The following is a 26,612-nucleotide window of genomic DNA, read 5'->3' as shown; positions in this document are numbered from 1 at the left end:
GGGCGGCTCATCCGATTCAGTGCCGTGGTGCCGCAGCGCGGCACCGCCCGTAGCGAGGTGACGGCATGACCACGCACACCGAGCACCAGGCCCAGCAGGGCCGGGAGCCGCTCGACGTGAACACCCCCGGGCTCAGCCAGTTCGACATCGTCCGCGAGGGCGCGCGCCGGGACGACATCGAGATCGTCCACTACGAGCCGCAGGTGGCGCCGGGCAGCAAGGCCGAGCGCCGGCTGACCCGTACGGTCGCGTCGTTCTTCCTGCTGACCGGCCTGGCGGCGACCGCGTTCCTGGTGATCTACATCTGGTGGCCGTGGGAGTACTCCCCGGGCAGCGGCGGCGACAAGTGGTACACGCCCCTGCTCGGCGTCACCCTCGGCGTGGCCCTGCTCGGCATCGGCTTCGGCATCCTGACCTGGGGCAAGAAGCTGCTGCCGAAGGAGGTCTCGATCCAGGACCGGCACGAGGGTGCCGTCGCCTCCGACGACCGGATCATCACCGGCCAGACCATGCTCTACATGGCCGACGAGCTGGGCGTGAAGCGCCGGCCGCTGCTCGGCATCTCGCTGCTGGCCGGTCTCGCGCCGGTCGGCGCGGTCGCCGCGGCGCCCCTGGTCGGCGGCCTGATCTCCCAGCCGCACAAGAACAACCAGATGTTCAGGACGGGCTTCGCCCCGACCGAGAGCGGCGAGAAGATCCGCCTGGTCCGCGAGGACGGCCGGCCGGTCCGCCCGGCGGACGTCAGCGCGGGCGGCCAGATCACCGTCTTCCCCGGCATCGACCACGGCGTGAGCAACCTGCACGCGGACTCGCCGACCCTGCTGATCCACCTGCGGGACTCCGACGCGCAGAAGTCGCGCCAGGCCAACGAGCGTGAGCAGCACGGCGACTACATGTGGGGCAACTACGCCGCGTTCTCCAAGATCTGCACGCACGCCGGTTGCCCGGCGAGCCTGTACGAGCAGCAGACCAACCGCCTGCTCTGCCCGTGCCACCAGTCGCAGTTCCTGATCACCGACAACGCCCGGCCCATCTTCGGCCCGGCCAGCCGACGGCTGCCGCAGCTGCCGATCGAGGTGGACTCCGAGGGCTACTTCGTGGCCAAGTCCGACTACACCGAGACCGTCGGGCCCGACTTCTGGGAGCGGCCGTGAAGCGGCGCAAGTTTGACAAGGCAGCAGTCCCGGGGAACGTCGCCCGGGGGGTGGACGACCGCTTCCAGGTGGCCACCCCGCTGCGCCGGCTGCTGAACAAGGTCTTCCCGGACCACTGGTCGTTCCTGCTCGGCGAGATCGCGCTGTTCTCGTTCGTCGTCCTGCTGCTGACCGGCGTCTTCCTGACCTTCTTCTACGAGCCGGCGATGACCGAGGTCGTCTACAACGGCAGCTACGCCCCGCTGCGGGGCACGCCGATGTCGGCCGCGTACGCCTCCAGCCTGGACATCTCGTTCGACGTCCGCGGTGGCCTGATCATGCGGCAGATGCACCACTGGTCGGCGCTGCTGTTCATGGCCGCCATCGTGGTGCACATGCTCCGGGTCTTCTTCACCGGCGCGTTCCGCAAGCCGCGTGAGACCAACTGGATCATCGGCTCGCTGCTGTTCTGGGTCGGCTTCCTCGCCGGCTTCACCGGCTACTCGCTGCCGGACGACGGCCTCTCCGGCACCGGCCTGCGGATCGCCTCGGCGATCATGCTCTCCATCCCGGTGATCGGCTCCTGGGTCACCTCGTCGGTCTTCGGCGGGGAGTTCCCGGGCACGATCATCATCAGCCGGTTCTACATCGCCCACGTGCTGCTCGTCCCGGGCCTGCTGCTCGCGCTGATCGGCGCCCACCTGGGCCTGGTCTTCAAGCAGAAGCACACCCAGTGGCCCGGCCCCGGCCGGACCAACGGCAACGTGGTCGGCGAGCGGATGTTCCCCCGCTACGCGATCAAGCAGGGCGGCTTCTTCATGGTCGTCTTCGGCGTGATCGCGCTGATGGGCGGCCTGTTCCAGATCAACCCGATCTGGCTGTTCGGCCCGTACGAGGCGTGGGTGGTCTCGGCCGCCAGCCAGCCCGACTGGTACGTCATGTTCCTCGACGGCTCGACCCGCCTGATGCCCAACTGGGAGATCAACATCCCGATCGGCGACGGGTACGTGATCCCGCCGCTGTTCTGGCCGACGGTCGTGCTGCCGGGCATCCTGGTCGGCCTGTCGACGCTCTACCCGTTCCTGGAGGCCCGGCGCCTCAAGGACACCAGGAGCCACAACCTGCTCCAGCGTCCCCGGGACGTGCCGGCCCGGACCGGCCTGGGCGCCATGGCGCTGGCGTTCTTCGTCGTGCTGACCCTCTCCGGCGCCAACGACGTCATCGCCGACAAGTTCCAGATCAGCCTGAACGCGATGACCTGGGCCGGCCGCATCGGCCTGCTGGTGCTGCCGCCGCTGGCGTACTACGTCACCTACCGGATCTGCCTGGGTCTCCAGCAGCACGACCGGGAGGTGCTCGCCCACGGTGTCGAGACCGGCATCATCCGGCGCCTGCCGGACGGCCGGTTCGAAGAGGTGCACCAGCCGCTCGTGGCGGCCGACGGGCACGGCGACGGCCACGGCGCGCTGCCGTACGCCGGCTGGGTCGTGCCGAAGAAGATGAACCGGCTCGGTGCCCTCGGCCCGGCCATCCGGGGCTTCTTCTACCCGATCGAGAAGCCGGCCGAGGCGCCGGTCTCGCCGGGGCACCCGCCGGTCGAGCCCCGACCGGAGCGGGAGGAGATCGGCAGCGGCGAGAGCCGCCGCTGACCCTGCGACACCTCGACGTGGCGCCCACCGGAGTCCTCCGGCGGGCGCCACGTCCGTTTCCGCCCCCCGACGGTCCGACACGGGCGTGTCGGTCGGTCGCCTCCCCGACGGGGGATCGCAGGAATAACCCCGGTCAGCCGGGTATCCGTGCGATCCAACGTCTCAAGGGGGGGAAGCATGTTGGGTATCAAACGCCTCGGCCTGCTGGCCGCGCTGGTGCTGGTGGGGATCGCGCCGGCCGCGGCGGCACAGGCCGCGGTGCAGCCGTCACAGCAGGACACCCAGTACCTGCAGGCCGTGCACCAGGTGAATCTGTTCGAGATCACCGCGGGTGACCTGGCCCAGCAGAAGGGCCAGAGCCAGGGGGTCAAGGACCTGGGCGCCCGGCTAAAGACGGACCACACCCAGCTCGACCAGACGGTGCAGCAGACCGCGTCGCAGCTGGGCGTGGAGTTGCCGAGTGAGCCCACCGCGGATCAGCAGTCCGTCATCGACCAGCTGAACAACGCCAGCGGCGAGGAGTTCGACCGGCTCTGGGTGACCAGCGAGCTGGCCGGCCACGTCCAGGCCATCCAGGCCACCCAGACGGAGATCTCGCAGGGCTCCGAGCAGTCGGTGGTCCAGCTGGCCCAGACCGCCCTGCCGACCCTGCAGGCGCACTACGACGCGCTGGTGCAGCTGGCGGAGCAGCTGGGCATCCCGGTGCCGCAGACCAGCGCCAGCGGCACCCCGAGCCCGGGCGGCACGACGCCGGCTCCGGGCGGCACCACCGAGACCCCGGCTCCGGGCGGCACCACCGAGTCGCCGGCTCCGGGTGGCACCGAGGAGGCGCCGGCTCCCACGCAGAGCTGACGTCCGCGCGCCACGACGGCCGGTCCATCCCCAGGGGTGGGCCGGCCGTTCGGCGTACCGGCCCGGCCGCCGCCCGCCTCGCTCCGCCGGCGGCGCCCGGCGTCCGCGTCAGTCGGCGTTCGCGAGGCCGATCGCGAAGGCCTCCTCCAGATCGTGCTGGGAGTACGCCCGGAAGGCGATGTGCGACTCGGTGTTGAGCACCCCGGGCACCTTGGAGATGCTGCCGGCGATCACCTGCGCGATCTGCTCGAACTCCCGGACCCGGACCATCGCGATCAGGTCGACGTGGCCCGCCACCGAGTAGACCTCGCTGACGCCGGGCAGGTTGGCCAGGTTCTCGGCCACCTCGGGGATCGAGTCGGTGGCGCAGTCGATCAGCACGATCGCGGTGATCACGGGACATTTCTCCGTTCGTCGGCGTCGTCGCCCATGCTAGAGGCTTCCCCGGCCCGGGGACGGCGGTGTGCCGGGGACGGTGAGGGCGGTGCCGGCGCGTACCGCGTCGCGCAGGTGCTCGCCGGGGCCGACGGTGGCGCCGGGCCAGACGACCGCCCGCTCCACGTCGCCGTGCACGACGGCGCCCGCGCCGACCACCGCCGAGCGGCAGCGGCCCGTCACCGTGGCCGTCGGGTCCACCAGGTTGCCGCCGCCGGCCGCGTGCAGGTTGGCCGCCAGGTAGTCGGCCGGGGTGCCGGTGTCGTAGAAGGTGCCGGGGTACGGCACGACGGTCAGCGCACCGGCCGCCTCCGCCGGCCGCCAGAGCGCCCGGACGAGGTCGCCGAACCCGACCGGCAGGCCCCGCACCAGCCGCCACGGCAGCAACGAGAAGCCGGTGAAGACGTGGCCGTCGAAGGTGCCCGGTGCCGCCGGGTCAGGGGCGGGCTGGCCGAGCAGGCGTACGGAGTCGCCGTCCCAGTCGTGCAGCAGCGCGGCGATGTCGGGGCCCGGGGGACGGGCCGGGTCGGCGAGGTAGGCGTCGGCGTTGCCGACCAGCACCCCGCGCCCGGCGATCCAGTCCCGCAGGTTCGCCACGCCGCCGGCGGTGCCGAGCGGGTCGCCCGGCTCGACCGAGAGGTGGGCGCGGTCCCCGACGTGGTCGACGACCTGGTCGCCGAGGTAGCAGGCGTTGACGGCGACCCGGTCGGTCCCGACCAGGCCGAGCCCGGCCAGCCGGTGCAGCGCCCGGTCGAGCAGCGGCACGTTGCCGACCGGGCAGAGCGCCTTGGGTAGCCGCTCGGTCAGCGGCCGCAGCCGGGTGCCCTCGCCGGCGGCGAGCACCACCGCGCAGACCTCCGCCCGGGCGACTGCCGGGCCGTGGCCGGTCCTGGCGGTGGGGTCCGGGACGCGGCCGGTTCCGGTGGCGGCTGCCGGGCTACGACCGGCCTCGGTGGCGGCTGCCGGGCCGCGCTCGCCGGGGGCTGCGGTCACGGCTTCTTGTCGGGCACCGGTGGCGGGAACTGTCCGGCCAGCGGCCCGATGTCGTAGTACGCGAGCAGCCGGGCCGTCGGCCAGGTCAGCTTGGGCAGGTCGTCCAGCGGGTGCCAGGCGGCCTCGTAGACCTCGGCCCCGTCGACCTTCAACTCGGTGCTCGACGCCGGTACCTCGGCGGTGAACACGACGTCCACCCAGCCCTTGGCGTGCACCACGGCGTTCGGCACGGCGGGGCTCAACTGCCGGGGCGACAGCCGGATGCCGGACTCCTCGTGCAGCTCCCGGGCGGCGCCCACCACCGGCGCCTCGCCCTTCTGCAACAGGCCGGCCGGCAGCCCCCAGCCCCTACCGGGCGGCTGACGCAGCAGCAGCAGCCGGCCCGCGCCCTCCGCCTCGCTGTCCCGGACCAGGGTGACCGCGCCGACGATGTACTTCGGCACGGCCAGCCGGACCAGGCGGCGGCGTACCGGCAGTGGCAGCCGGTAGAAGACCTGGTAGGCGACGGCTCGACCGGTGGCGCGCGAGCGGGGGATCATGCGTCCAGGCTAGTGGCCGCGAGGAGCGTTCGGACCACCCGGGCCCGGGGCGGTCACTGCCGGTGGTCCACCAGGTCGATGAGCTGGCGTACGACCGTGTCCGGTTCGATCACCCGGTCGAAGACCGCGACCAGCAGCGTCTCCAGGTCGGGGTAGCCCAACTCCTCCGACAGCCGCAGCAGCGGCAGGTCGCTGGCGAGGCCCCGGTCGTGCTTGCGCAGGGCCAGCCCGATGGTGGCCCGGCCGAGGCGGACCTTGTCGGTGATGGAGATGCCGGGCTCGGTGTGCTCGGCGAACCACCGGCTGATCTGCATCTGCGCCTGCGGCGACTTGACGAAGCCGAGCCACTCCCGGCGGGGGCCACGCGGGGCGGCGTCGGCGTCGAAGCCGTTCGCCGCGTCGGTCTCGGTGAAGATCTCCACCACGTCGCCCTCGTCCAGTTCGGAGGAGAGCGGGGCCAGCCGGCCGTTGATCCGCGCTGCGAGGCAGTGGTCGCCCCGTGCGGTGCCCAACTCGTACGCGAGGTCCACCGGGGTCGCCCCGGCGGGCAGCACGACCTGTCGCCCGTCGGCGAAGACCTGGATCTGCGCCTCGGCGAGGTCGCAACGCAGCGACTCGAGGAACTGGGCCGGGTCGGCCGCGTCCTGCTCCCAGTCGAGCACCCGACGCAGCCAGTCGAGCTGCTCCGCCCGGGCCGTGCCGCCGCCGGAACGCGGGAAACGGAAGTCGGCGGCGACCCCGTACTCCGCCGAGCGGTGCATCTCCACGGTGCGGATCAGCACCTCCACGGTGCGGTTCCTGGGCCCGCAGACGGTGGTGTGCAGCGAACGGTAGAGGTTGTTCTTGGGGGAGGCGATGAAGTCCTTGAACCGGCCGGGGACCGGCCGCCACACGCCGTGGACCGCGCCGAGCGCCGCATAGCAGTCGGTCGCCGGGCCGTCCACCACGATCACGATGCGGGGCAGGTCGAAGGGGGCGCTGTGGCCACCGGCCACGGTGTCCTTCCAGATCGAGTAGAGGTGCCGGGAGCGGGGGGTCACCGCCGCGTCCACCCGGCTGCGGCGCAGGGCCGACTTCGCGTGGGTGACCACCTCGTCGAGGTACGCGTCCCAGCCGGGCCGGTCGTGCACGTGCCGGGCGATCCGGGCGTGCTCGTCGGGCTCCAGGTGCAGCAGCACCACGTCGTCGAGCTCGCGCTTGAGCGTCTGGATGCCGAGCCGGTCGCAGAGCGGGACCAGCACCTCCTGCGTCTTGCGGGCGATCCGCTCCCGGGACGCCGCGGACCGGACGCCCAGGGTGCGCATGTTGTGCAGCCGGTCGGCCAACTTGATGATCAGGACCCGGACGTCCTTGCCGGCCGCGATGATCATCTTGCGGATCGTCTCGGCCTCGGCGGCCTTGCCGTAGAAGGCCTTGTCGAACTTGGTCACCCCGTCGACCAGGTGCGCCACCTCCGGCCCGAAGTCCTCGGCGAGCGCCTGGAGGGTGTAGCGGGTGTCCTCCACGGTGTCGTGCAGCAGCGCGGCGACCAGGGTGATGGCGTCCATGCCGATCTCGGCGCAGATCTGGGCGACCGCCAGCGGGTGCGTGATGTAGGGCTCGCCGCTCTTGCGGAACTGCCCGCGGTGCATGTTCTCCGCGATGGTGTAGGCCCGGCGCAGCACGGAGGGCTCGGTGCCGGGATGGATCGTCCGGTGGGTCCGGACGAGTTGGCTGACCGGGTCGGTGTCGGCGGTGGGCCAGCTCAGCAGCGAGCGCAGCCGGCGGGCCAGCGGCAGCTCGCCCGGTTGGGTCGGAAGCGCGCCCCCCAGGGCGGCGCCGCGTCCGGCGTCGACGTCCACGTGGGACACCTCCTCACCCCGGCTCCGCGGCCGCCGACACCCGGCAGCCGGGAGCAGGCCCACGAAACGGGCAGGACTGCACTTCTCTAACAGCCTAAGGGAGTGGAGGTAGTCCGATCGGTCACTTGGTCATGGGCGTTCGGTCGAGCTTTGGTGGGAAGCGGCGTTCTCGGCCTTGCGCAGCAGGTCGCGGAAGCGGGCCGCACCGGCCACCGGGGACGCCCACCCGGACGACATCTCCACCAGCCTGGTCTCCGGTCGCTCCAACCAGGACAGGATGCGTTCGGTCTCCTCGGCCGAGGCACGCGGGACCGGGCCGTGGCCGGGCGGGACGGTCTCGGCGGTCGCCCGGATCGCGGCGATCGTCGGTCGGGGGTGGACGCCGGGGGGTGAGACCCCCGCCCCGGCCAACCGGCCGTGCCGCACCAGCGCCAGCTCCCAGCCGCCGCGGGCCGCCGGACGCGCGGCGGCCAGCTCGGCGATCCCGGTCAGCGCCGTCAGCCGTTGCATCCGCACGGTCGCCCGCAGCACCGCCGCCAGCCGGGACCGGGCCACCGCCGCCTCCTCGTAGCGCTGGGCGTCCGAGAGCGTGTCGATCCGGGCGAGCAGGGCGTCGACCACCCGCTGCGGGTCGCTGGCGGTGGCGGTGCGGAACGGCGCGACCGCGCGGGCGTCGTACTCCTCGGGGGAGATCCGGTGCTCGCAGGGTGCCGGGCAGCGACCCAGCTCGGCCAGCGCGCAGGCCGGCGTGACCGTGCGCAGCGAGAGCCGGTGGGTGCACTGGCGCAGCGGCACGGCGTCGTGGAAACCGGCGGCGGCCAGCTCCGCCGCCCGACGGGAGCTGAACGGCCCGAGGTAGGCGGCGTCGCCGGGGGAGATGGCCCGGACCACCGACAGCCGGGGGTACGGCCCGTCGGTCAGCTTCAGCCAGAGCACCCGCTCCGGGAACTTCGACCGCCGGTTGTACGGCGGGGCGTGCGCCCCGATGAGCCGCAGCTCGCGGACCTCCGCCTCCAGCGAGTGGGCGCACTCCACCGCCTCCACCCGCTCCGCGGCGGCGAGCATCTCGGAGATGCGGGCCCGCTTCTCCGCCGCCGTGAAGTAGCTGCGCACCCGGGTGGCGATGTCGCCGGAGGTGCCGACGTAGAGCGGCCGGTCGTCGGCGGCCCGGAAGATGTAGACCCCCGGCGCCTTGGGCAGGCCCTCGGCCAGGTGCCGCTTGCGCCGCTGGGTGGGGGTGACCGCCCGGGCGAACTCGATGGCGTCGCCGACGGTGTCGACCCGGTGCCCGCCGAGGCGGGCGATCAGCCCGTGCAGCACGTCGACTGTGGCCTTGGCGTCGTCGAGGGCCCGGTGGGTCGGCTGGGTGGCGGTGCGGAAGTAGGCCGCGAGAGTGCCGAGCTTGCGGTTGGGCACCTCGTCGCGGGTGAGCACCCGACGGGCCAGCGCGGCGGTGTCGAGGACCCGCGGGTTGGGCCAGCGGTAGCCGTGCTTCGCGCACGCGGCCTTGAGGAAGCCCACGTCGTAGGGGGCGTTGTGGGCGACCAGCACGGCGTCGGTGATGAACTCCAGGAAGCTCGGCAGCACCTGCTCGATCGGCGGGGCCGGCATCAGCATGGCCTGGGTGATGCCGGTGAGCACGGTGATGAACGGGGGGATGGGCACGCCGGGGTTGACCAGGGTGGCCAGCACCCCCAGCTCCTCGCCGCCGCGCACCTTGACCGCGCCGATCTCGGTGATCCCGCCGCCGTCCGGCGCGCCGCCGGTGGTCTCCAGGTCGACCACCACGAACGTCGTCGCGTACAGCGGCAGCGCCGGGTCGACCCCGCCCGCGCCGGGGTCGAAACCGGCCAGCGGCTCCTGGACGTACTCGGTCTGTGCCATCGGCGGCACGCTAACGGTCCGGTCCGACACTCCCGTCCCAACGGCATCAGACGTCACCACCGGTCTAGGATGAGAGATCGGCTCACTCACCGGGCGGTGGGCCCGGTCGCGGTGGGAGACTTGCCACATGCCCCTCACCGAGCCGCACGACGACCACCTCCGGCAGGAGGATCCGGTCGACGCTGCGCGCGACCCCGGTGAGGGCGCCCCCGCCGGGACCACCCCGCCCGGCGCCGCGGCCGCCGAGGCTTCGGCGCCCGAGTCCGAGGCGTCCGATTCTGCAGCGCCCGAGCCTGCGGCGTCGGCTTCCGAGCCTGAGGCGTCTGCGTCGGCGCCCGAGCCGGAGCCCGTGCTGCCGGAGGCGGTCAGGCAGCGCATCGTGGCGCTCACCGCGACGGTGCTGCCCGGGCTGCCCGCCGACGAGGTGCCGGTCCCGCTGCGCCGGGTCGCCAAGTTCGCCCCCAACCGCCGGGCCCGGCTCGGCGCCCCGGCCATCGCCGCCCAGCTCACCGCGGACCCGCTGTTCCGCCAACGGATCACCGCCCGGGTCCTCGCCGACACCGGCGACCTGGGCGCCGCCGTGCTGGAGGGCACCGCGCCGGCCGCCGCCGACCCGGTCGAGGTGGCCGCGTTGGCCTACCTGGCCCGCCCCCGGGGCTGGCGGGAGCTGATCGAGGCCAGCGGCGCGGCGGTCCGCGCCGAGGCCGACAGCGCGGTGGTCGCCGAGCTGGTCCGCGAGGCCGAGCAGCGGGCCACCCGCGCCGAGCACGACCGGGCGGTGGCCCGGGTCGAGGCGGAGAAGCTCCGCGACGAGCTGGCCCGGGTCCGCGAGGAGCTCGGCCAGTTGCGCGAGGAGAGCCGGCAGCTGACCCGGTCGCTGCGCGAGACGCAGGCCCGCGAGCGCAAGGCCACCGAGCTGCTCGCCACCGAGCGGGGGCGGGCCGCCCGCGCGACGGCGGACGCCGACGCCGAGCTGCGCCGGGTGCGGGCCCGGCTGGCCGAGGCGGAGGCGGCGGCGGGGGTCGCCCGGGCCAGCGCCAAGGAGGCCCGCTCCGTCGACGACGCCCGGCTCTGGCTGCTGCTGGAGACCATCGGGCAGGCCGCCGTCGGGCTGCGCCGCGAGCTGGCGCTCGACCCGGTCGACAAGCTGCCCGCGGACTTCGTCGCCGACGCCTTCGCCGACCAGACCGCCGCCCCGGCCGCCGGCGCCGCGACGCGCGCCCGGGACACCGACGACCCGGCCCGCCTCGACCAGCTGCTCGCCCTGCCCCGGGCGCACCTCGTCGTCGACGGCTACAACGTGACCAAGCGCGGCTTCGGCGAGATGTCCCTGGAACAGCAGCGCAAGCGGCTGATCACCGGCCTGGGCGGGATCGCCGCGCAGACCGGCGACGAGGTCACGGTGGTCTTCGACGGCGCCGAACGGATGCACGGCCTGCCGCCGGCGCCGCGCGGCGTACGGGTGCTCTTCTCCCGCAAGGGGGAGACCGCCGACGAGCTGATCCGGCGCCTGGTGCGCGCCGAGCCGCCGGGACGGCCGGTGGTCGTGGTCTCCTCCGACCGGGAGGTCGCCGACGGCGTACGCCGGCACGGGGCGTACCCGCTCGGTGCCGACTCGCTGCTGCGCCGCCTGGCCCGCTCCTGATCGGGGTGCTTGATCGCTTTCGGGCCGTCCGCGACCGGTTGTCCCTTTTCTGTCGTACCCCCTGCCTACCGTCGTGGTGACGGACGGTGCTCGGGCGGCGACGGTGACGCCGCGCCCGGTCACCGCAGCGCATCAGGAGGCGAGATGCTCATCGACTGCGCGGGGTGCGGTATCCGGGGGACCGGCTGCGGCGACTGCCTGGTGACCGCCCTGCTCGACGATTCGTCCCCGGCCGCCGGGCTGGACGGCGCGGAGGCCCGGGCCATCGAGGTGTTCGCCCGGGCCGGGTTCGAGGTGGAGGTCCTGCCCGCTCCCGGGCCGGCCGGGCGGCGCACCCGACGCCGCCGCGTCGCGTGACAGGCCACGGCCGGTGCCCCGACTACGCCCGTCCCCCGGGCCGGTGGCTCGGGGAACGGGCGTCGGTGACGACGGTCAGCGGGACGGGTCCCGGTTGAACAGCTTCTTCGACCAGAGATAGCCGACCAGCGCGATGGCGGCGCACCAGGCCGCCGCGAGCGCGGCGTTCGTCCCCACCGGCCCGCCGGTCAACAGGCCACGCAGGGTCTCGATGATGGGGGTGAAGGGCTGATACTCGGCGAACTGCCGCAGCCCGTCGGGCATCGAGTCGGTGGGCACGAAACCGCTGCCGATGAAGGGCAGGTAGGTCAGCGGCATGGGGAGGTTGCTCGCCGTCTCGACGCTCTTGGAGACCAGCCCCAGCGCGACCGAGAGCCAGATGAAGGCGAAGGCGGTCATGACCAGCACGCCGGCGGCCGCCAGCCAGGCCAGCGCCCCCGTCGTGGGTCGGAATCCGATCAGCAGGGCGACCCCGGTGACCATCGCCAGGCCGAGCATGCTCTGCGCCAGGCTGGCCAGCACGTGGCCGGTCAGCACCGACGCCCGGGCGATCGCCATGGTCCGGAAGCGGGCGATGATGCCCTCGGTCATGTCCATCGCGACCGACACCGCCGTCCCGGTGGCCGCCAGGCCGGCGGTCATCAGCAGGATCCCCGGGGTGACGTAGTTGACGTAGTCGCCCCGGTCGCCCGCACCGCCGCCCAGCCCGGCGCCGAGGGTGCCGCCGAAGACGTAGACGAACAACAGCAGCAGCATGACGGGCATGCCGACGAGCAGCACCGTCATCGACGGGTAGCGCACCCAGCGGCGCAGGTTGCGGCGCAGCATCGTGCCGGAGTCGCGGACGGCGTACGTCACAGTGCTCATCGGGGGGTTCCCACCTTCTCGGGCTGGCCGGTGAGGGCCAGGAAGACGTCGTCGAGATCGGGCGTGTGCACCGACAGCGACTCCACGGCGATCGACTCGCTGTCCAACAGGTCGAGCAGGTCCCGCAGCGACCGGACCCCGCCGTCGCCGGGCACGTGCAGGGTGAGCTCGGCGGCGTCGCGGGACTGCCCGGGCAGCACCCGGACGGCCGTGTCGAACGCGGCCCGGTCGGCGAAACGCAGGCTGACGTGCCCGCCGGGGACGAGCCGCTTGAGTTCCGCCGGGCTGCCCTCCGCCACCAGGCGGCCGTGGTCGAGCACGGCGATCCGGTCGGCGAGCTGGTCCGCCTCCTCCAGGTACTGGGTGGTGAGGAGGATGGTGACGCCGTCCGCCACCAGGTCCCGGACGATCTGCCACATGGCCTGCCGGCTGCGCGGGTCGAGCCCCGTGGTGGGCTCGTCGAGGAAGACGACGCGGGGGCGGCCGACCAGACCCATGGCCAGGTCGAGTCGGCGGCGCATCCCGCCGGAGTAGCTGCCGGCGGGCTTGCCGGCCGCCTCGACCAGGTCGAACATCCTGAGCAGGCCCCGCGCGCGCTGCCGTCCCTCGGCCCGGGGCAGGTGGTGCAGGTCGGCCATGAGCCGCAGGTTCTCCTCGCCGGTGAGCAGTCCGTCGACGGCGGAGAACTGACCGGTCACGCCGATGGCGGCGCGTACCGCGTCGGGCTCCCGCGTGACGTCGTGACCGGCCACCCGCGCCTCGCCGGAGTCGGCGCGGATCAGGGTGGACAGGATCTGCACGGTGGTGGTCTTGCCGGCGCCGTTGGGGCCGAGCAGGGCGAAGATCGTCCCTGCGGCGACGGTGAGGTCGATCCCGTCGAGCACCACGTGGTCGCCGAAGGACTTCCGGAGGGCGGTGACCGTGATGGCCGCCGGGGCCGAGCTGGGTGGCATGTCTTCTCCTTCACGCCGGCCGTCGGGCCGGTCGGGGCGGGCCGGCCGTCGGGGCCGGTCGGGCGGGCGGAGCGGTGGTTCAGCAGCGGCGGATCACGATGTCGCCGAAGGAGGTCCGGGCGGTCACCCGCACGGCGCCCTCGGGCTCGCCGGGCGGTTCGTACGCCTCGAGGTGGTTGTCCACGCGGCCGAGCTGGGTGTGCAGGTCGAGCAGGGCAGCGGTGCCGGAGCGGACGCCGATGTCGAGCCCGCCGGCCGCGGTGCGGACCGACACCGTGCCCGCCGAGACCTCGCCGATGCGGATGTCGCCGTTGGCGGCCGTGGCGGTGACCGGACCGTGCGCCCGGTCCACGGTGGTCTCGCCGTTGGCGGCCTTCACCCGCACCTCGCCGGTGACCGTGCCGAGCCAGCTGTCGCCGTTGGAGTTCCTGACGACAGCGTCGCCGTCGACCTGCTGCACCTGGATCCGTCCTGACCCGGTGCTGATCCGGGCCGCACCGGTCACCTGCCCGACGCGGACGCCGCCGGCGGAGGTGTCTAGGTCGACATCGGCGGTCTGCTCCAGCTGGATGTCGCCGGTCGCGATCCGGACCCGGCAGCTGCCGAGCCGGCCGCTGCCGCGGAACGCCGCCACGGAGGCGTCGCCGTGCAGGTGCGAGCCGGTGGGCAACCCGATCGTCACGTCGACCGAGCCGGGCTTGCCGAACAGCCCGAACCCGCGCTGCCGGGGCGACCTGACGACGAGCCGGCCGTCGGCGTACTCCACCCGGGTCTGTTCGGCGGCCCGTACGTCGGCTTCGGTGGCGGCGTTGCTCGGGCGGACCTCGACGTGCGTGTCGGTGCGGTCGGTGGCGGTGAGCTGGACGTCACCGACGACGAGGTCGACGGTGGCCGAGATGGGGGTCGGGGTGTCGAATGTGGGCACGGCGCAGTCCCTTCTGGCGGGTGGACGTCCCGGACCGGGACGGATGGTCGGAGGCGTGCGGCGGACCGGCGGGCGGCTCAGCGGGCCCAGCCGGTGTAGCGCTCCCCGCTGAACGGGGCGCGTCGCTGCGGCTGCCGGCCCGCCCCGCTGGACGCCACGGCGGCCGTGGCCGCCCGGAGCAGCCAGGCGTTGACCGAGAGGCCGTCGCGGGCGGCCGCCTCCTCGATGCGGCTCTTGAGGTGTTCGGAGAGGCGGAAGCTGATCCGCGAGGTGGCGCCCTCCTCGGCGTCCGCCGCCGGCGGGACGGCCGGCTCGGGGGCCCCGGCCTCGCCCGGCAACTCCGGGCCGGCCGGTGGTGGCGTCACGACGAAGCTCGGCTCCCGCCCGCGCAGGCGCAGCTCGACCGACCCGGGGGCCAGGTCGCGGGTGATCTCGGCCGCCGCCGCGGTCAGCGCGTCCAGGAGCGCCAGCCGGAGCGCCGAGTCGAGCGGCCCCGCCAGTCGCTCGGCGAGTGCGCGGGCCTCGTCGCCGCCGAGTTCGGCGACGCCGGCCAGTTCCTGCCGGAGGTTGTCGACATACGACGTCAGGTCCATGACGTCACTATGGCATCAAGATGACGTCATGGCAAGCCGTAATGACTTCGGATGGCGTCATGATGGCAAGCGGTGACGTCAGGAGGTGGATCCGCCGCCGGGACCGTGGCCCGCCGGGCCGCGCGGGCGGCGGCGCGGCGGGCAATAGGATGGGCGGTCACGGCGGAGGGAGCGGCGGCATGACGCGGGTACGGATGCGCACTGCTCGCGACGACGCGGCGCCAGGACGGCTGCGGTGACCCCGCGCGGCTGGGCGCTGCTCACCCTCGCCGGGCTGACCCTCGCCCTCCTCGTCGCGGCGGCGCTGCTGATCCCGTGGCACCGGCCGCCGGCCCCCCGGGCCGACCAGCTCGCCGCGCTGGGCGACCTCCCCGCCGAGCAGGTGGCCCGCAGCCGGGAGTTCCGCTCCGCGCTGCGCCCCGCCGGCTGGGTCGCCATCGCGATCGGCCTGCTGGTGGCCCTGCTGCTCGGCCTGACCCCGCTGGGCAGCCGGCTCGTCGAGCTGGCCGGGCGCCCGTTCGGCGACCACTGGGCCGCCCAGGCCGTCCTCGGCGGGCTCGCCGTGGTGCTCGTCGCCGACCTGGTGACCCTCCCGTTCGCCGCCTGGCGGCAGGCCGTGCTCACCCGCTACGGACTGAGCACCAACGGCTGGAGCGGCTGGACCGCCGACCTGCTCAAGTCGTACGCCGTCAGCGCCGTCATCGGAGCGGTGGCGCTGCTCGGCTTCTACACCGTCGTCCGGCTGTCGCCGCGCTGGTGGTGGGCGTTCGGCGCGGCCGGCGCGGCGACCCTGGTGGTGCTGCTCTCCTTCGTGCTGCCGGTGCTCGTGGAACCGGTCTTCAACAGGTTCACCCCGATGGAACAGGGCCCGCTGCGCACCGAGCTGACGCAGCTGGCGGCCCGGGACGGGGTCCCGGTGCGCGACGTGCTGGTCGCCGACGCCTCGCGCCGCACCCGGGCGGTCAACGCGTACGTCTCCGGGCTCGGGCCGACCCGGCGGGTGGTGGTCTACGACACGCTGCTGCGCGAGGCGACGCCGGCCGAGGTGACCGCCGTGGTGGCCCACGAGCTGGGGCACGCCAAGGACCGGGACGTCGCCGTCGGCACGCTGACCGGGGCGCTGGGCGCCGCCGCCGCGGTGGTCGCGCTCTACCTGCTCGGCTCCGCCGGCCCGCTGCTGCGGCTGGCCGGCGTCGACTCGGTCGCCCAGCCGCGCGCGTTCCCCCTGCTGGTGGCCCTGGTGACGGTGGCCGGGCTGGTCTCCGCGCCAGCGCAGGCGCTGATGTCGCGCCGGGTGGAGGCGCGCGCCGACGCGCACGCGCTCGCGTTGACCGGCGACCCGGCCGCCTTCGAGGCGATGCAGCGGCGGCTCGCCGGCATCAACCTCGCCGACCCCGATCCGCCACGCTGGGAGTACCTCTACTCCGCCACGCACCCGTCCACGGTCGAGCGGATGGCCGCCGCCCGCGCCCACGCCAGGGAGGCCGGCCGATGAGCCGTACGCTGCTGATCACCAACGACTTCCCGCCGCGCCCCGGCGGGATCCAGTCCTTCGTGCACAACCTCGCGGTGCGCCAGCCCGCCGGCTCGGTGGTCGTCTACGCCTCGACGTGGCGGGGCGCGGAGAAGTTCGACGCCGACCAGCCGTTCGAGGTGGTCCGGGACCGTACGCGGGTGCTGCTGCCCACGCCGCTCGTGGCCCGCCGGGCCGCCCGCCTGGCGCGCGCGTACGACTGCGACACGGTGTGGTTCGGCGCGGCGGCCCCCCTCGGGCTGCTCGCCGCGGGCCTGCGCCGCCGGACGGGCATCCGCCGGGCGGTGGCGCTGACCCACGGGCACGAGGTCGGCTGGGCCGCGCTGCCGGCTGCCCGGGCCGCGTTGCGGCGGATCGGGCGCGGCGTCGACGTGACGACCTACCTGGGCGAGTACACCCGGGTGCGGCTGGAGCGGGCGCTGCACGGGGTGACCGAGCTGCACCGGCTCGCCCCCGGGGTGGACGTGGACGCCTACCACCCGTCGGTCGACGGCGAACCGGTCCGGCTCCGGCTCGGGCTGGCCGACCGCCCGGTGGTGGTCTGCGTGTCCCGGCTGGTGCCGCGCAAGGGGCAGGACATGCTGATCCGGGCGATGCCCGAGATCCGCCGCCGGGTGCCCGACGCCGCGCTGCTCGTGGTCGGGGGCGGGCCCTACCGGGCCACGTTGGAGAAGCTGGCCCGCCAGACGGGCGTCGATCGGGACGTGGTCTTCACCGGCTCGGTGCCGTCGGCCGAGCTGCCGGCCCACTACGCCGCCGGCGACGTCTACGCCATGCCCTGCCGCACCCGCAACCGGGGTCTGGACGTCGAGGGGCTCGGGATCGTCTACCTGGAGGCCTCCGCGACCGGCCTGCCGGTGGTCGCCGGCGACTCCGGTGGCGCGCCGGACGCGGTCCGCGAGGGCGAGACCGGTTTCGTGGTCCGTGGCCGCGACGTTGCCCAGCTCGCCGACCGGGTGGCCACGCTGCTCGCCGACCGGGACCTGGCCCGCCAGTTCGGCGCGGCCGGTCGCGCGTGGGTGGAGCGGGAGTGGCGCTGGGAGGCGCAGGCGCAGCGGATGGCCGCCCTGCTCGCCGGCTGACGGCGCCGCGGTCTCAGCGCAGGCGGGCCAGGACGCGTTCGGCGGAGTCCGGGCGGCCGAAGTGCCAGCCCTGGCCGGCGTCGCAGTCGATCGCCCGCAGCCGCTCCGCCTGCCCGGCGGTCTCCACGCCCTCGGCGGTGACGGTCAGATCCAGCGCGTGCGCCAGCGAGACGAGCGAGGCGAGGATCCGCTCGTCGGCCCGGGCCTCCGGCGCCCGCAGCCCGGCCACGAACTCCCCGGCCACCTTCAGCTCGGTCACCGGCAGGTTCCGCAGGTACGCCAGGTTGCAGTAGCCGGTGCCGAAGTCGTCGATGGCGATCCGGACGCCGAGGTCGGCGAGCACCCGCAGCGCCCGGACCGGCTCCTCGGCGGTGCTCATCATCGTGCTCTCGGTGATCTCCAACTGGAGCCGCTCCGGCGACAGCCCGGTGTGCCGCAGCAGCGCGCGCACCTCCTGGACCAGACCGGCGCGGCGTACCTGCCGCACCGCCAGGTTGACGCTGACGAACGGGGCGGGCCCGGTGCCGACGGCCCAGCTCTCGGCCTGCCGGCACGCCTCGGCCAGCACCCAGCCGCCGAGCGGGACGATCAGCCCGGTCTCCTCGGCCAGCCCGATGAAGCTGTCGGGCCGTAGGACGCCCAGCTCCGGGTGCCGCCAGCGCACCAGGGCCTCCATGCCGAGAACCCGGCCGTCGCGCAGCGAGGTCAGCGGCTGGAAGTCGAGGTAGAACTCGCCCCGCTCCAGCGCCGCGGGGATGGCCGCGGAGAGCGCGTACCGGGCCAGGTCCTGGCGGTCCCGGTCGGCGTCGTAGAGCGCCCAGCGGGCGCCACCGGCAGCCTTCGCCCAGTGCAGCGTGCTGTCGGCCGCCCGCATCAGGTCACCGGGGGAGGTGCCGGCGACCTCCCGCTCGACGATGCCGATGCTCGCCGAGACGCTCAGCTCGTGCCCGTCCACCAGCACCGGCTCGCGTACCGCCGCGAGGGCGGCATCGGCGACGGCGACGGCGTCGTCGGTGCCGGTGGTGCCCTCGACCAGGACGACGAACTCGTCCCCGCCGAGCCGGGCGACCAGGTGCCCGTCGAGGGCCAGGCGGAGCCGGTTCGCCACGGCCACCAGCAGCCCGTCGCCGACCTGGTGCCCGTGCGAGTCGTTGACCACCTTGAAGCGGTCGAGGTCGAGGAAGCAGACGCCGAGGCGCGCCGAGCCCCCGGCGGGCGAGTCGATGGCCGCGCTGAGGCGCTCCGTCAACAGCGTGCGGTTGGGCAGGTCGGTCAGCGGGTCGTGGGTGGCCTGGTGGCGGAAGCGCGCCTCGCTGCTGCGCAACGCCCGCTCGGCCTCCGCCCGGGCGGTCATCGCGGCCCGGCGGATCGTCTCCTGCTCGTCCAGCGTCCGGTCCCGCATCGCGCGGGCGTAACCGGTGGTCACGGCGGCCAGCAGCCGGGCCAGCCGGTCCTCGACCTCCTCCTCCACCAGCCCGAGGTCGCGGGCCAGCCGGAGCTGGACGACCTCGACCGTACGACCCAGCGCCTCGGCCGAGGCGATGTGGGCGGCCACCAGTTCGGTGCCCACCCGGTGGCCGACCCGCAGGTCGATCGGCTCGGCCAGCAGCGCCGCCGCGAGTTCCTCGGTGAGGCGTTGCAGCAGCGCCTCCAGTTGGGCCTGGGTCATCGGCAGGTAACTGGTGCCGGAGACGGCCTTGGCCCATGCCCGGGCGAAGGTGCCCGGGCAGGACGGGTGCCGCACGGTGGTGCCGGTCGGGGCGACGGTGGTCGCCCCGGGCGGCTCAGCCACCGAGTCGCCCGACGCCGCCGATGAAGGCCGCCCGCTCGGCGTCCTCGGCGCTGTCGGGGGAATCCGGGCGCCACTGCGGCACCCAGACCACGCCGGGGTCGACCAGCTCGAAGCCGTCGAAGAGGGCGGTGAGTTCGCCGCGGCTGCGGATCCACAGCGGATTGTCGGTCCGCCGGTAGACCCGTTCGGCGTCGGCCAGCTCGTCGTCGCCACGGCCGTCGCCGCTGGTCTGCGACAGCACCAGGTAGCTGCCCGGCGCCAGCGCCTCGCGCAGCGTCCGCAGCAGTTCGGCCGGCCGGTCGTCGTCGGGCACGAAGTGCAGCACCGCCACGATCATCACGGCGATCGGCTGGTCGAAGTCGAGCAGCCGGCGGACGTCGGGGTGGGCGACGATGCGCTCGGGACGGCGCAGGTCCTCCTGCACCACGACGGCGCGGTCGTTGCCCTCCAGGATCTCCCGGCTGTGGGCCACCGCCACCGGGTCCACGTCGACGTAGACCACCCGGGCGTCGGGGGCGTCGCGCTGGGCGATCTCGTGCACGTTACCGACGGTCGGGATGCCCGAGCCGATGTCCAGGAACTGCCGGACGCCGGCGTCGAGGAGGAACTGCACCGCCCGGCGGAGGAACGCCCGGTTCGCCTGCGCCATCAGCGGGGCCTCCGGCACCGCCGCCACCATCGCCTGGGCCGCCGCCCGGTCGACCGCGAAGTTGTGCGAGCCGCCGAGGTAGTAGTCGTACATGCGGGCCACGCTGGGGCGTTCGATGTCGATCTCGTCGGGTGCCCAGTCCGGCCGCTGCATGCGTTCACCCCTCCTGTCGGTGTGCGGGACACCGTTGCCCGCGCCGGTATTCTGCCGGCTGACCGCCCGGGAGACCATAGCGCGCCGCGAGCCCTTCGACGCCGCCGCTCGATGCGACGACGACGGGTCCGCGCCGCCCTTCGGCGGTCGCGGACCCGTCGGTGGTACGTCGTCGGGCTCCCGGCGGGAGCGGGTCAGAACTTCGGGGCGTCCGGCGCCTCGAGCAGACCGAGCCGCAGCGCGGTCATCAGCGCCTGGGCCCGGTTCGCCGCGCCCAGCTTCTCGTAGAGCTTCGAGATGTGGGTCTTGGCGGTGGACTCGCTGACGAAGAGCTGCTTGGCGATGCCCGCCACGCTCATCCCGTCGGCGAGCAGCCGCAGCACCTGCCCCTCGCGCGGGGAGAGCTGCGGCCCGGACGGGGCCAGCCGGCGCTTCATCGCCTCGGCCAGGTCGGCGGCCGTGAAGGCGCTGGGGGAGGAGGCGGCGTGCCGGGCTGCGGCGACCACCTCGTCCGCCGGCGCGGTCTTGGGCACGAAGGCGCTGGCCCCGGCCTCCAGGGCACCGAAGAGCTGGTCGTCGCCGGCGTACATGGTGAGCACGACGATGCCCATCGAGGCGCTCGACTTGCGCAGCGCCCGGGTGGCCTCCAGACCGCTGCCGTCGGGCAGCCGCAGGTCCATGATCACCACGTCCGGCTGCAGCGCACCCGCCTGGCGCACCCCTTCCGCCGCCGTGGCGGCCTCCCCGACGACCTCGAACTGCCGGTCGCGCTCGAACGCGTGCCGCAGGCCCTTGCGGATCAGGTCGTGATCGTCGACAAGGAGGACCTTGGTACGGGTGGCCGGTGTCGGACTTGTGGTCATCCTCGGGTTACTCCCCTTCTACTGCCGCTGCGCTACCGCGCACGTTATCGCGCCGGGGCGAGGAGCCGAGCACCACCGCCACGGTCGTGCCGCTCGGTTGCCGCGGCCTGATCTCCAACCGGCCCCGGATACGTTCCGCCCTCTCGGCCATGATCGCAAGACCGTAGTGCCCGTCGGACCGCTGGTCAGCGATCCCCTGACCGTCATCCGACACTTCAATTTGCGCGTACGGGGGGTCGACCTCGCAGGTGACCCAGAGATTCGACGCGCCCGCGTGCTTGCGCGCGTTGGTGACCGCCTCCTGGGCGATGCGCAGCAACTCGGCCTCGGTGGCGGCGGGCAGCCGCGCGGTGGACTCGTCCAGGGACAGGTGCACCCGCAGCCCACCGGAGGCGCCGACCGTGCGGGCGTACTCGGCGATCGCGGCGGCCAGGCCGCCGTGCCGGTCCACCTCGCTGCGCAGCTCGAAGAGGCTCAGCCGCAGCTCGGTGATCACCCGGGTCACCTCGCCGCGCAGCGTGCGCAGCGCCTCGGCGGTCTCCTGCGGGTCCTCGTCGACGTACGCCAGGGCGTTGTCGATGCCGTAGCCGACCATGACCAGTTCCTGCGCCACCCCGTCGTGGATCTCCCGGGCCAGCCGCTGCCGTTCCTCGTTGGTGGCCAGCGAGCGGACCTCGTCGAAGAGCAGCGCCGCCTCCAGCCGCAGCGCGGCCGGGCGGGTCAGCCCGGTCACCCGGGACACCACGCCGGGCGGGTACGCCTGCGCCGCGTCCGCCTCCAGCACCACCAGCCCGACGGTGCGTACCCCGGCCACCAGCGGCACGATCAGGGCGGACACGTCGCCGCCGCGGTGCGACCGGGCCTGCGAGCGGGCGGCGGTGTGCGGCTGCTGGCTGGCCCACGCGTCGGCGATGGCCGAGTCCGCGTCCAGCGTCGTCTCCCAGTCGACCCGTTCCACGCCCACCTGGGCGAGCACCACCAGCCGGCCGCCGCCGCTGGCCGACAGCACGGCCGCCCGGTCCGCCCGGGCCACGGTGCGCAGCTCCTCCAGCAGGTGCTCGGAGATGCCGCCCGGGTCCAGGGTGGCCCCGGGCAGCTGCCGGGCCACGGTACGCAGCTGGGTGAGCAGCCGGGTCGCCTCGGCGTACGGCTGGGGCTTGCCCTCGTTGCGGACCTGCATGACCCGGTGCAGGCCGCTGGCGGCGGCGAGGCCGAGCCCGGCCAGGATCAGCCACTGGGCGCAGATCACCAGGTAGCCGAGTTCGCCGATCTGCCGCTGGCCGTCGGTCTCGGTGAGGGCACCCGCCACCAGCAGGGTGGCCGCCGCGACGGCCAGCAGGGCGACGCCCTCGCGGAACCGGCGGCGCAGCGCGGTGACGGTCACCGGGACCGCCAGGTAGGGCAGCACCGCCGAGGCGCCCAGCCCGCCGACGTCCCCGCCGACGGTGGCCACGGCGGCGACCTGGCTCGCGGCCAGCCCCAGCACCAGCACCTCGGCCACCCGGCTGAGCGGGCCGACGGGCCGGTGTTCGGGCGCCAGCAGGGCGGGCAGCCCGGCGACCGCCAGCAGCGCGATCCACCAGAGCTGGCCGGGGTCGTGCGTGGCGTAGAGGGTCAGGACGGCGACGAGCGCCAGCATGACCACGCGCGCGGCGGCGGCGAGGGGTTGCGGCTGGGGCCGGGGGGGCGTCGAGGCGGGCACGTGACGGATCGTAGTCAGGCCCGGTAGATGTCGGCGATCTCCGCCGCGTACGACTTGTGCACCACCTGCCGCTTGACCTTCAGCGACGGGGTCAGCTCGCCCGTCGCCTCGGTGAAGTCGCGGGGCAGGATCCGGAACACCTTGATCGCCTCGGCCTTGGAGACCGCCTGGTTCGCGGCGTCGACGGCGCCCTGGATCTCGGCGCGCAGCCCGTCGTGGTCGCGCAGCTTCTCGACGGGGGTGTCCGCGGGCAGGCCGGCCGAGGCGAGCCAGCGCGGCAGCGCCTCCTCGTCGACGGTGACCAGCGCGGCGATGAACGGCGCCCGGTCGCCGACCACCACGCACTGGCTGATCAGGGGGTGGGCCCGGACCTGGTCCTCCAGTACGGCCGGGGCGACGTTCTTGCCGCCGGCCGTCACGATGATCTCCTTCTTCCGGCCGGTGATGCTCAGGAAGCCGTCGTCGTCGAGCTGGCCCAGGTCGCCGGTGCGGAACCAGCCGTCCGCGCTGAGCGCCTCGGCGGTGGCCTCCTCGTTGCGCCAGTAGCCCTTGAAGATCAGATCGCCGGCGATCAGGATCTCGCCGTCGTCGTCGATCCGGATGGTGACTCCCGGCAGCGGTCGGCCGACCGAGCCGATCCGGGTGGCGTCGGGCAGGTTCGCGGCGGCGGCGGGGGAGGTCTCGGTCAGGCCGTAGCCCTCGCACACGTTCACGCCGATGCCGCGGAAGAAGTGGCCGAGCCGCGCGCCGAGCGGGGCACCGCCCGAGATGGCGTCGCGGCACCGGCCGCCGAGCGCCGCCCGCAGCTTGCGGTAGACCAGCTTGTCGAAGAGCGCGTGCTGGACGCGCAGGGCCAGGCCGGGGCCGCCGGGGGTCTCCAGCGCCTCGCTGTACGCGATGGCGACCTGCTCCGCGCGGGCGAAGATCCTGCCCTTGCCGTCGGCCTCGGCCTTCTGCTTGGCCCCGTTGTAGACCTTCTCGAACACCCGGGGCACCGAGAGCACGAAGGTGGGACGGAACTCCTGCAACTCGCCGACCAGGTTCTTGGTGTCCGCGCAGTGCCGCATCGTGGCCCGCGCCTGCACCACGCCGATCTGGATGAGCCGGGCGAAGGCGTGCGCCAGCGGGAGGAAGAGCAGGGTCGAGGCGCCCGGCCGGAACAGGTTGGGCAGCACCGGCACGGCGTTGGCGATGTCGGCGTACATGTTCCGGTGGGTCAGCACGCAGCCCTTGGGGCGGCCGGTGGTGCCGCTGGTGTAGATGACGGTGGCGAGGTCGTCGGCGCGGACGGCGGCCCGCCGCCGGTCGATCTCCGTCGGGTCGACCGCCTCGCCGGCCCGGACCAGTTCGGCCACGGCGTCGAGGTCGATCTGCCAGACGTGCCGCAGGTCGGGCAGCCGGTCCTGGACGCCGGCGACCAGGGTGGCGTGCGCGCTGCTCTCCACCACGCAGGCCACCGCGCCGGAGTCGGACAGGATCCAGGCGGTCTGGTCGGCGCTGGAGGTCTCGTAGATCGGCACGGTGACCGCGCCGGCCGCCCAGATCGCGTAGTCCAGCAGCGTCCACTCGTAGCGGGTGCGGCTCATCAGGCCGACCCGGTCGCCGGGCTGGACGCCGGCGGCGACCAGGCCCCGGGCCGCGGCGACGACCTCGTCGCGGAACTGCCGGCAGGTGACGTCGGCCCAGGTTTCCCCCGCGCCGGTGGGGCGGACGAACTGGACCGCGTCCGGTGCGACCTCGGCGTTGTCCCAGACCGGGTCGGTGAGGTTGGCCGCGTCGCCGATGGTGACGATCGGCGGGACGGAGAACTCGCGCACCTGCACTCCCTCGTGCTCACACTGGCCGGGCGGGCCGCCACCACGGGTCGGCTCCGTCGAAACCTACCCGCCCCGGCGGCCGGGGCGAAAAGGCAGGTCGCCCAGGCTGCCCGCCGGTCGCCGCCGGACGCTTCGATCCGGCGTGCCGGGGGCGGCGCGGCGTGGGCGCCGCCGGTGCCGGGTAGCCTCCCTGCATGGCGGACACCTCCACCCAGTCGATCGTCGTCGGCGCGTCACCGGAGCGGGTGGCGGCGGTCATCTGCGACTTCCCGAGCTACCCGGAGTGGACCGAGGCGATGCGGCGGGTCGAGGTGATCGAGGAGTACGAGGACGGCTACGCCAGCCAGGTCCGCTTCACGATCGACGCCGGTGTGCTGGCCGACGAGTACGTGCTGGCCTACGAGTACGCCGAGGACCTCTCCCGGATCGAGTGGCACCTGGTGGCGCCCTCGAAGATGCAGAAGTTCCAGCGCGGCTCGTACGACCTGGACGGCAACCAGGACGGCAGCACGACGGTGACCTACACCCTGGAGGTCGAGCTCTCCGTCGGGATGCTCGGCATGTTCCGCCGCAAGGCCGAAAAAATGATCATGGATACCGCGTTGAAGCAGCTCAAGCGCCGGGTAGAAGCATCCGGTGCGGCGCAGTGACGCGTCCCGCGGCAGGGTAGGGGAGCCGACCATGGGTGCAACGGATCCGGGTTCGGCCCGGGAAGAGGCCGAACGTCTGGTCGCCACGGCGCTGGCCGCCGCCCGGCTGGCCGCGGCCGGCTCGAAGGGCGGCCAGTGGGGTCCGCTCGGTGGGATCGTGTCGAGTGTCCTCGGTCACAGCGGCAGCCCGGGTGCGTCGGCCGGGCCGCCCGCGGGCGGTTTCGCCACCGGCGCGGCCGAATGCTGCGTCTGCCCGGTCTGCCGGGGCATCGCCGCCCTGCGCGATCCGAGTCCCGAGTTCGCCGAGCGCCTCGCCACCGGCGCGGGCGACCTGGCCGCCGGGGTGGCCAGCCTGCTGCGCGCGTTCACCCCGCCCGAGCCCTCCGCCGACGCCCCCGCCGGGCCGGCGGCCACCCCGGCTCCGGGTGGCGGGGACGACCACGTGTGGCGCGAGGCCACCCGTAGCGGGCATGATTCTCAGCCGGCACCGGAACGGGACGTCTGGTCCGCCGCCACGCGGGCGGAGGACGAGGCCGCCCCGGCCGCCGTACCGCCCGTCGACGTCGCCGGGCAGGCCGCCCCGGGGACCGTCCGGACGTCCACCGACGGGCCCGTGGTCCCCACGTCCCGGGCACCGGGGGACGAGGGCGGACAACCCCCGGGCGACGGGGCCTGACCAACGCACATCCCGACCACGCGCCGGTCGTCCGCCGGCGCCGGTGCGGGCAGCACAGCAGAGGGGAGTGGCGGCGGTGACGCTGACCATCGGAGTCGACGTCGGTGGCACGAAGGTGGCCGGTGGTGTCGTGGACGCCGCCGGCACGGTCCTCGTGCAGGCCCGACGGGACACCCCCGCCGACGACGTCGCCAAGACCCGCGACGTCATCATCGAACTGGTCCGCGAGCTGGCCTCCGGGCACGCGATCGAGGCGGTCGGCATCGGCGCGGCCGGCTGGATCGACGCCAGCCGCTCGACCGTGCTGTTCGCCCCGAACCTGGCCTGGCGGGACGAGCCGCTGCGCGACTACGTCAGCGCCGCCACCGGCCTGCCGGTGATCGTGGAGAACGACGGCAACGTGGCGGCCTGGGCGGAGTTCCGCTACGGCGCGGCCCGCGAGGCCGACGACTCGATGGTCATGTTCACCATCGGCACCGGCGTCGGCGGCGGCATCGTGCTCAGCGGGGAACTGCTGCGGGGCGCCAACGGCATCGCCGCCGAGCTGGGCCACATGCTGACGGTGCCGGACGGCCACCAGTGCGGCTGCGGCCGGCTCGGCTGCATCGAGCAGTACGCCAGCGGCAGCGCCCTGGTGCGGTTCGCCCGCGCCGCCGCCCGGCAGGAGCCGCACCGCGCCACCGGCCTGCTGGAACTGGCCGGCGGCGAGGCCGAGGCGGTCACCGGGCCCATGGTCACCGCCGCCGCGCAGGCCGGCGACCCGGTCTCCACCGAGGCGTTCGCGCAGGTCGGCCGGTGGCTCGGCACCAGCCTCGCCGACATGGCGCAGATCCTCGACCCGCAGGTGCTCGTCGTCGGCGGCGGGGTGATCGAGGCCGGGGACCTGCTGCTCGGGCCGACCCGCCGGTCGTTCGCCGACGCGCTCGCCCAGCGCAGCCGCCTCCCCGTCGCCGAGATCCGCCCGGCCGAGCTGGGCAACACCGCCGGCGTCATCGGCGCCGCCGACCTGGCCCGCCGGATCTGAGGCG

Annotated in this window: 24 protein-coding genes; 10 read left to right on the top strand and 14 right to left on the bottom strand. The window is 74.2% G+C overall.

Going from position 1 to position 26,612, the window contains the following annotated elements; all coding sequences use genetic code 11:
• The first annotated feature begins 65 nt into the window (after window positions 1-65).
• The 3 genes from qcrA to OG989_RS29990 all read left to right on the top strand — a co-directional run bounded on the left by qcrA (window position 66) and on the right by OG989_RS29990 (window position 3,634).
• Window positions 66-1,154, top strand: coding sequence for a cytochrome bc1 complex Rieske iron-sulfur subunit (gene qcrA / locus OG989_RS30000; RefSeq protein ID WP_151454491.1), 1,089 nt, complete (start codon window positions 66-68; stop codon window positions 1,152-1,154).
• Window positions 1,151-2,782 (top strand): cytochrome bc1 complex cytochrome b subunit, encoded by a 1,632-nt coding sequence (gene qcrB / locus OG989_RS29995; RefSeq protein WP_151454490.1) that lies wholly within the window; start codon window positions 1,151-1,153, stop codon window positions 2,780-2,782. Before qcrA ends, qcrB begins: the two co-directional genes overlap by 4 nt.
• Window positions 2,783-2,959: 177 nt before the next feature.
• A complete protein-coding gene (locus tag OG989_RS29990; RefSeq protein WP_151454489.1) occupies window positions 2,960-3,634 on the top strand; it encodes a DUF4142 domain-containing protein in 675 nt (224 codons plus the stop codon).
• A gap of 108 nt (window positions 3,635-3,742) precedes the next feature.
• Here the strand turns inward: OG989_RS29990 and OG989_RS29985 are convergent, their stop codons facing one another.
• The 5 genes from OG989_RS29985 to OG989_RS29965 form a co-directional block, all read right to left on the bottom strand.
• Window positions 3,743-4,030 carry an Lrp/AsnC family transcriptional regulator gene (locus tag OG989_RS29985; RefSeq protein WP_088999172.1) on the bottom strand — a complete coding sequence of 96 codons (288 nt, stop codon included), beginning with the start codon at window positions 4,028-4,030 and terminating at the stop codon, window positions 3,743-3,745.
• Between the two features lie 36 nt (window positions 4,031-4,066).
• Entirely contained in the window at window positions 4,067-4,915 is an 849-nt protein-coding gene (locus tag OG989_RS29980; protein WP_327031265.1) for a nucleotidyltransferase family protein, read from the bottom strand.
• Between the two features lie 143 nt (window positions 4,916-5,058).
• Window positions 5,059-5,601 carry an NUDIX domain-containing protein gene (locus OG989_RS29975; protein WP_132236153.1) on the bottom strand — a complete coding sequence of 181 codons (543 nt, stop codon included), beginning with the start codon at window positions 5,599-5,601 and terminating at the stop codon, window positions 5,059-5,061.
• 53 nt (window positions 5,602-5,654) lie between these two features.
• A complete protein-coding gene (locus tag OG989_RS29970; protein ID WP_151454500.1) occupies window positions 5,655-7,442 on the bottom strand; it encodes a RelA/SpoT family protein in 1,788 nt (595 codons plus the stop codon).
• Window positions 7,443-7,571: 129 nt separating this feature from the next.
• Window positions 7,572-9,326, bottom strand: a complete 1,755-nt coding sequence (locus OG989_RS29965) for a DEDD exonuclease domain-containing protein (RefSeq protein WP_327029170.1) — start codon at window positions 9,324-9,326, stop codon at window positions 7,572-7,574.
• Window positions 9,327-9,453: 127 nt separating this feature from the next.
• Between OG989_RS29965 and OG989_RS29960 the strand changes: the two genes are divergently transcribed.
• Together OG989_RS29960 and OG989_RS29955 are read left to right on the top strand one after the other, a co-directional pair.
• Window positions 9,454-10,971, top strand: a complete 1,518-nt coding sequence (locus OG989_RS29960) for an NYN domain-containing protein (RefSeq protein ID WP_327029169.1) — start codon at window positions 9,454-9,456, stop codon at window positions 10,969-10,971.
• 144 nt (window positions 10,972-11,115) lie between these two features.
• A complete protein-coding gene (locus OG989_RS29955; protein WP_151454486.1) occupies window positions 11,116-11,328 on the top strand; it encodes a hypothetical protein in 213 nt (70 codons plus the stop codon).
• Window positions 11,329-11,403: 75 nt separating this feature from the next.
• Here the strand turns inward: OG989_RS29955 and OG989_RS29950 are convergent, their stop codons facing one another.
• The 4 genes from OG989_RS29950 to OG989_RS29935 all read right to left on the bottom strand — a co-directional run bounded on the left by OG989_RS29950 (window position 11,404) and on the right by OG989_RS29935 (window position 14,666).
• Window positions 11,404-12,195, bottom strand: a complete 792-nt coding sequence (locus tag OG989_RS29950; RefSeq protein WP_151454485.1) for an ABC transporter permease — start codon at window positions 12,193-12,195, stop codon at window positions 11,404-11,406.
• The gene (locus tag OG989_RS29945) at window positions 12,192-13,148 is read right to left on the bottom strand and encodes an ATP-binding cassette domain-containing protein (RefSeq protein WP_151454484.1); all 957 of its coding nucleotides are present in this window, start codon (window positions 13,146-13,148) and stop codon (window positions 12,192-12,194) included. The genes OG989_RS29950 and OG989_RS29945 overlap by 4 nt, the downstream gene beginning before the upstream one ends.
• 79 nt (window positions 13,149-13,227) lie before the next feature.
• Window positions 13,228-14,073 (bottom strand): DUF4097 family beta strand repeat-containing protein, encoded by an 846-nt coding sequence (locus OG989_RS29940; RefSeq protein WP_327029168.1) that lies wholly within the window; start codon window positions 14,071-14,073, stop codon window positions 13,228-13,230.
• Window positions 14,074-14,150: 77 nt separating this feature from the next.
• Window positions 14,151-14,666 (bottom strand): hypothetical protein, encoded by a 516-nt coding sequence (locus OG989_RS29935; protein WP_327029167.1) that lies wholly within the window; start codon window positions 14,664-14,666, stop codon window positions 14,151-14,153.
• Between the two features lie 235 nt (window positions 14,667-14,901).
• Here OG989_RS29935 and OG989_RS29930 point away from each other — a divergent pair, with 235 nt between their 5' ends.
• Together OG989_RS29930 and OG989_RS29925 are read left to right on the top strand one after the other, a co-directional pair.
• Entirely contained in the window at window positions 14,902-16,161 is a 1,260-nt protein-coding gene (locus tag OG989_RS29930; protein WP_151454481.1) for a M48 family metallopeptidase, read from the top strand.
• A complete protein-coding gene (locus OG989_RS29925; RefSeq protein WP_132236171.1) occupies window positions 16,158-17,282 on the top strand; it encodes a glycosyltransferase family 4 protein in 1,125 nt (374 codons plus the stop codon). The genes OG989_RS29930 and OG989_RS29925 overlap by 4 nt, the downstream gene beginning before the upstream one ends.
• 13 nt (window positions 17,283-17,295) lie before the next feature.
• On the opposite strand, the gene OG989_RS29920 is transcribed toward OG989_RS29925, so the two are convergent.
• The 5 genes from OG989_RS29920 to OG989_RS29900 all read right to left on the bottom strand — a co-directional run bounded on the left by OG989_RS29920 (window position 17,296) and on the right by OG989_RS29900 (window position 24,258).
• Window positions 17,296-18,951, bottom strand: a complete 1,656-nt coding sequence (locus OG989_RS29920) for a putative bifunctional diguanylate cyclase/phosphodiesterase (RefSeq protein ID WP_327031264.1) — start codon at window positions 18,949-18,951, stop codon at window positions 17,296-17,298.
• A gap of 115 nt (window positions 18,952-19,066) precedes the next feature.
• Window positions 19,067-19,876 carry an SAM-dependent methyltransferase gene (locus tag OG989_RS29915; protein WP_151454480.1) on the bottom strand — a complete coding sequence of 270 codons (810 nt, stop codon included), beginning with the start codon at window positions 19,874-19,876 and terminating at the stop codon, window positions 19,067-19,069.
• Between the two features lie 194 nt (window positions 19,877-20,070).
• Window positions 20,071-20,739 carry a response regulator transcription factor gene (locus OG989_RS29910; protein WP_007072219.1) on the bottom strand — a complete coding sequence of 223 codons (669 nt, stop codon included), beginning with the start codon at window positions 20,737-20,739 and terminating at the stop codon, window positions 20,071-20,073.
• A gap of 7 nt (window positions 20,740-20,746) precedes the next feature.
• Window positions 20,747-22,441 carry a sensor histidine kinase gene (locus OG989_RS29905; protein WP_327029166.1) on the bottom strand — a complete coding sequence of 565 codons (1,695 nt, stop codon included), beginning with the start codon at window positions 22,439-22,441 and terminating at the stop codon, window positions 20,747-20,749.
• Window positions 22,442-22,455: 14 nt separating this feature from the next.
• Entirely contained in the window at window positions 22,456-24,258 is a 1,803-nt protein-coding gene (locus OG989_RS29900) for an AMP-dependent synthetase/ligase (protein WP_327029165.1), read from the bottom strand.
• A gap of 194 nt (window positions 24,259-24,452) precedes the next feature.
• On the opposite strand from OG989_RS29900, the gene OG989_RS29895 reads away from it, so the two are divergent.
• The 3 genes from OG989_RS29895 (at window position 24,453) to OG989_RS29885 (ending at window position 26,608) form a co-directional block, all read left to right on the top strand.
• Window positions 24,453-24,908, top strand: coding sequence for an SRPBCC family protein (locus OG989_RS29895; protein ID WP_151454532.1), 456 nt, complete (start codon window positions 24,453-24,455; stop codon window positions 24,906-24,908).
• A 31-nt stretch (window positions 24,909-24,939) separates the two neighbouring features.
• On the top strand, window positions 24,940-25,584 hold the full coding sequence (locus OG989_RS29890) for a hypothetical protein (protein WP_151454533.1): 645 nt from the start codon (window positions 24,940-24,942) through the stop codon (window positions 25,582-25,584).
• Window positions 25,585-25,660: 76 nt separating this feature from the next.
• On the top strand, window positions 25,661-26,608 hold the full coding sequence (locus OG989_RS29885) for an ROK family glucokinase (RefSeq protein ID WP_151454534.1): 948 nt from the start codon (window positions 25,661-25,663) through the stop codon (window positions 26,606-26,608).
• The last annotated feature ends 4 nt before the right edge of the window (window positions 26,609-26,612 follow it).

Origin of the sequence: Micromonospora sp. NBC_01740 (assembly GCF_035920365.1) — a bacterium.
GTDB classification, from domain to species: domain Bacteria; phylum Actinomycetota; class Actinomycetes; order Mycobacteriales; family Micromonosporaceae; genus Micromonospora; species Micromonospora reichwaldensis.
The sequence above is the reverse complement of the archived record's forward strand: the minus strand, read 5'-3'. Positions and strand labels throughout refer to the sequence as shown.

Coding starts and splice junctions, on each gene's coding strand:
- OG989_RS29965 (WP_327029170.1), bottom strand. CDS start 9,326: ATGGCACAGACCGAGTACGTCCAGGAGCCGCTGGCCGGTTTCGACCCC.
- OG989_RS29915 (WP_151454480.1), bottom strand. CDS start 19,876: ATGCAGCGGCCGGACTGGGCACCCGACGAGATCGACATCGAACGCCCC.
- qcrA (WP_151454491.1), top strand. CDS start 66: ATGACCACGCACACCGAGCACCAGGCCCAGCAGGGCCGGGAGCCGCTC.
- OG989_RS29910 (WP_007072219.1), bottom strand. CDS start 20,739: ATGACCACAAGTCCGACACCGGCCACCCGTACCAAGGTCCTCCTTGTC.
- OG989_RS29955 (WP_151454486.1), top strand. CDS start 11,116: ATGCTCATCGACTGCGCGGGGTGCGGTATCCGGGGGACCGGCTGCGGC.
- OG989_RS29990 (WP_151454489.1), top strand. CDS start 2,960: ATGTTGGGTATCAAACGCCTCGGCCTGCTGGCCGCGCTGGTGCTGGTG.
- OG989_RS29895 (WP_151454532.1), top strand. CDS start 24,453: ATGGCGGACACCTCCACCCAGTCGATCGTCGTCGGCGCGTCACCGGAG.
- OG989_RS29935 (WP_327029167.1), bottom strand. CDS start 14,666: ATGGACCTGACGTCGTATGTCGACAACCTCCGGCAGGAACTGGCCGGC.
- OG989_RS29945 (WP_151454484.1), bottom strand. CDS start 13,148: ATGCCACCCAGCTCGGCCCCGGCGGCCATCACGGTCACCGCCCTCCGG.
- OG989_RS29950 (WP_151454485.1), bottom strand. CDS start 12,195: ATGAGCACTGTGACGTACGCCGTCCGCGACTCCGGCACGATGCTGCGC.
- OG989_RS29920 (WP_327031264.1), bottom strand. CDS start 18,951: ATGACCCAGGCCCAACTGGAGGCGCTGCTGCAACGCCTCACCGAGGAA.
- OG989_RS29960 (WP_327029169.1), top strand. CDS start 9,454: ATGCCCCTCACCGAGCCGCACGACGACCACCTCCGGCAGGAGGATCCG.
- OG989_RS29890 (WP_151454533.1), top strand. CDS start 24,940: ATGGGTGCAACGGATCCGGGTTCGGCCCGGGAAGAGGCCGAACGTCTG.
- OG989_RS29925 (WP_132236171.1), top strand. CDS start 16,158: ATGAGCCGTACGCTGCTGATCACCAACGACTTCCCGCCGCGCCCCGGC.
- OG989_RS29975 (WP_132236153.1), bottom strand. CDS start 5,601: ATGATCCCCCGCTCGCGCGCCACCGGTCGAGCCGTCGCCTACCAGGTC.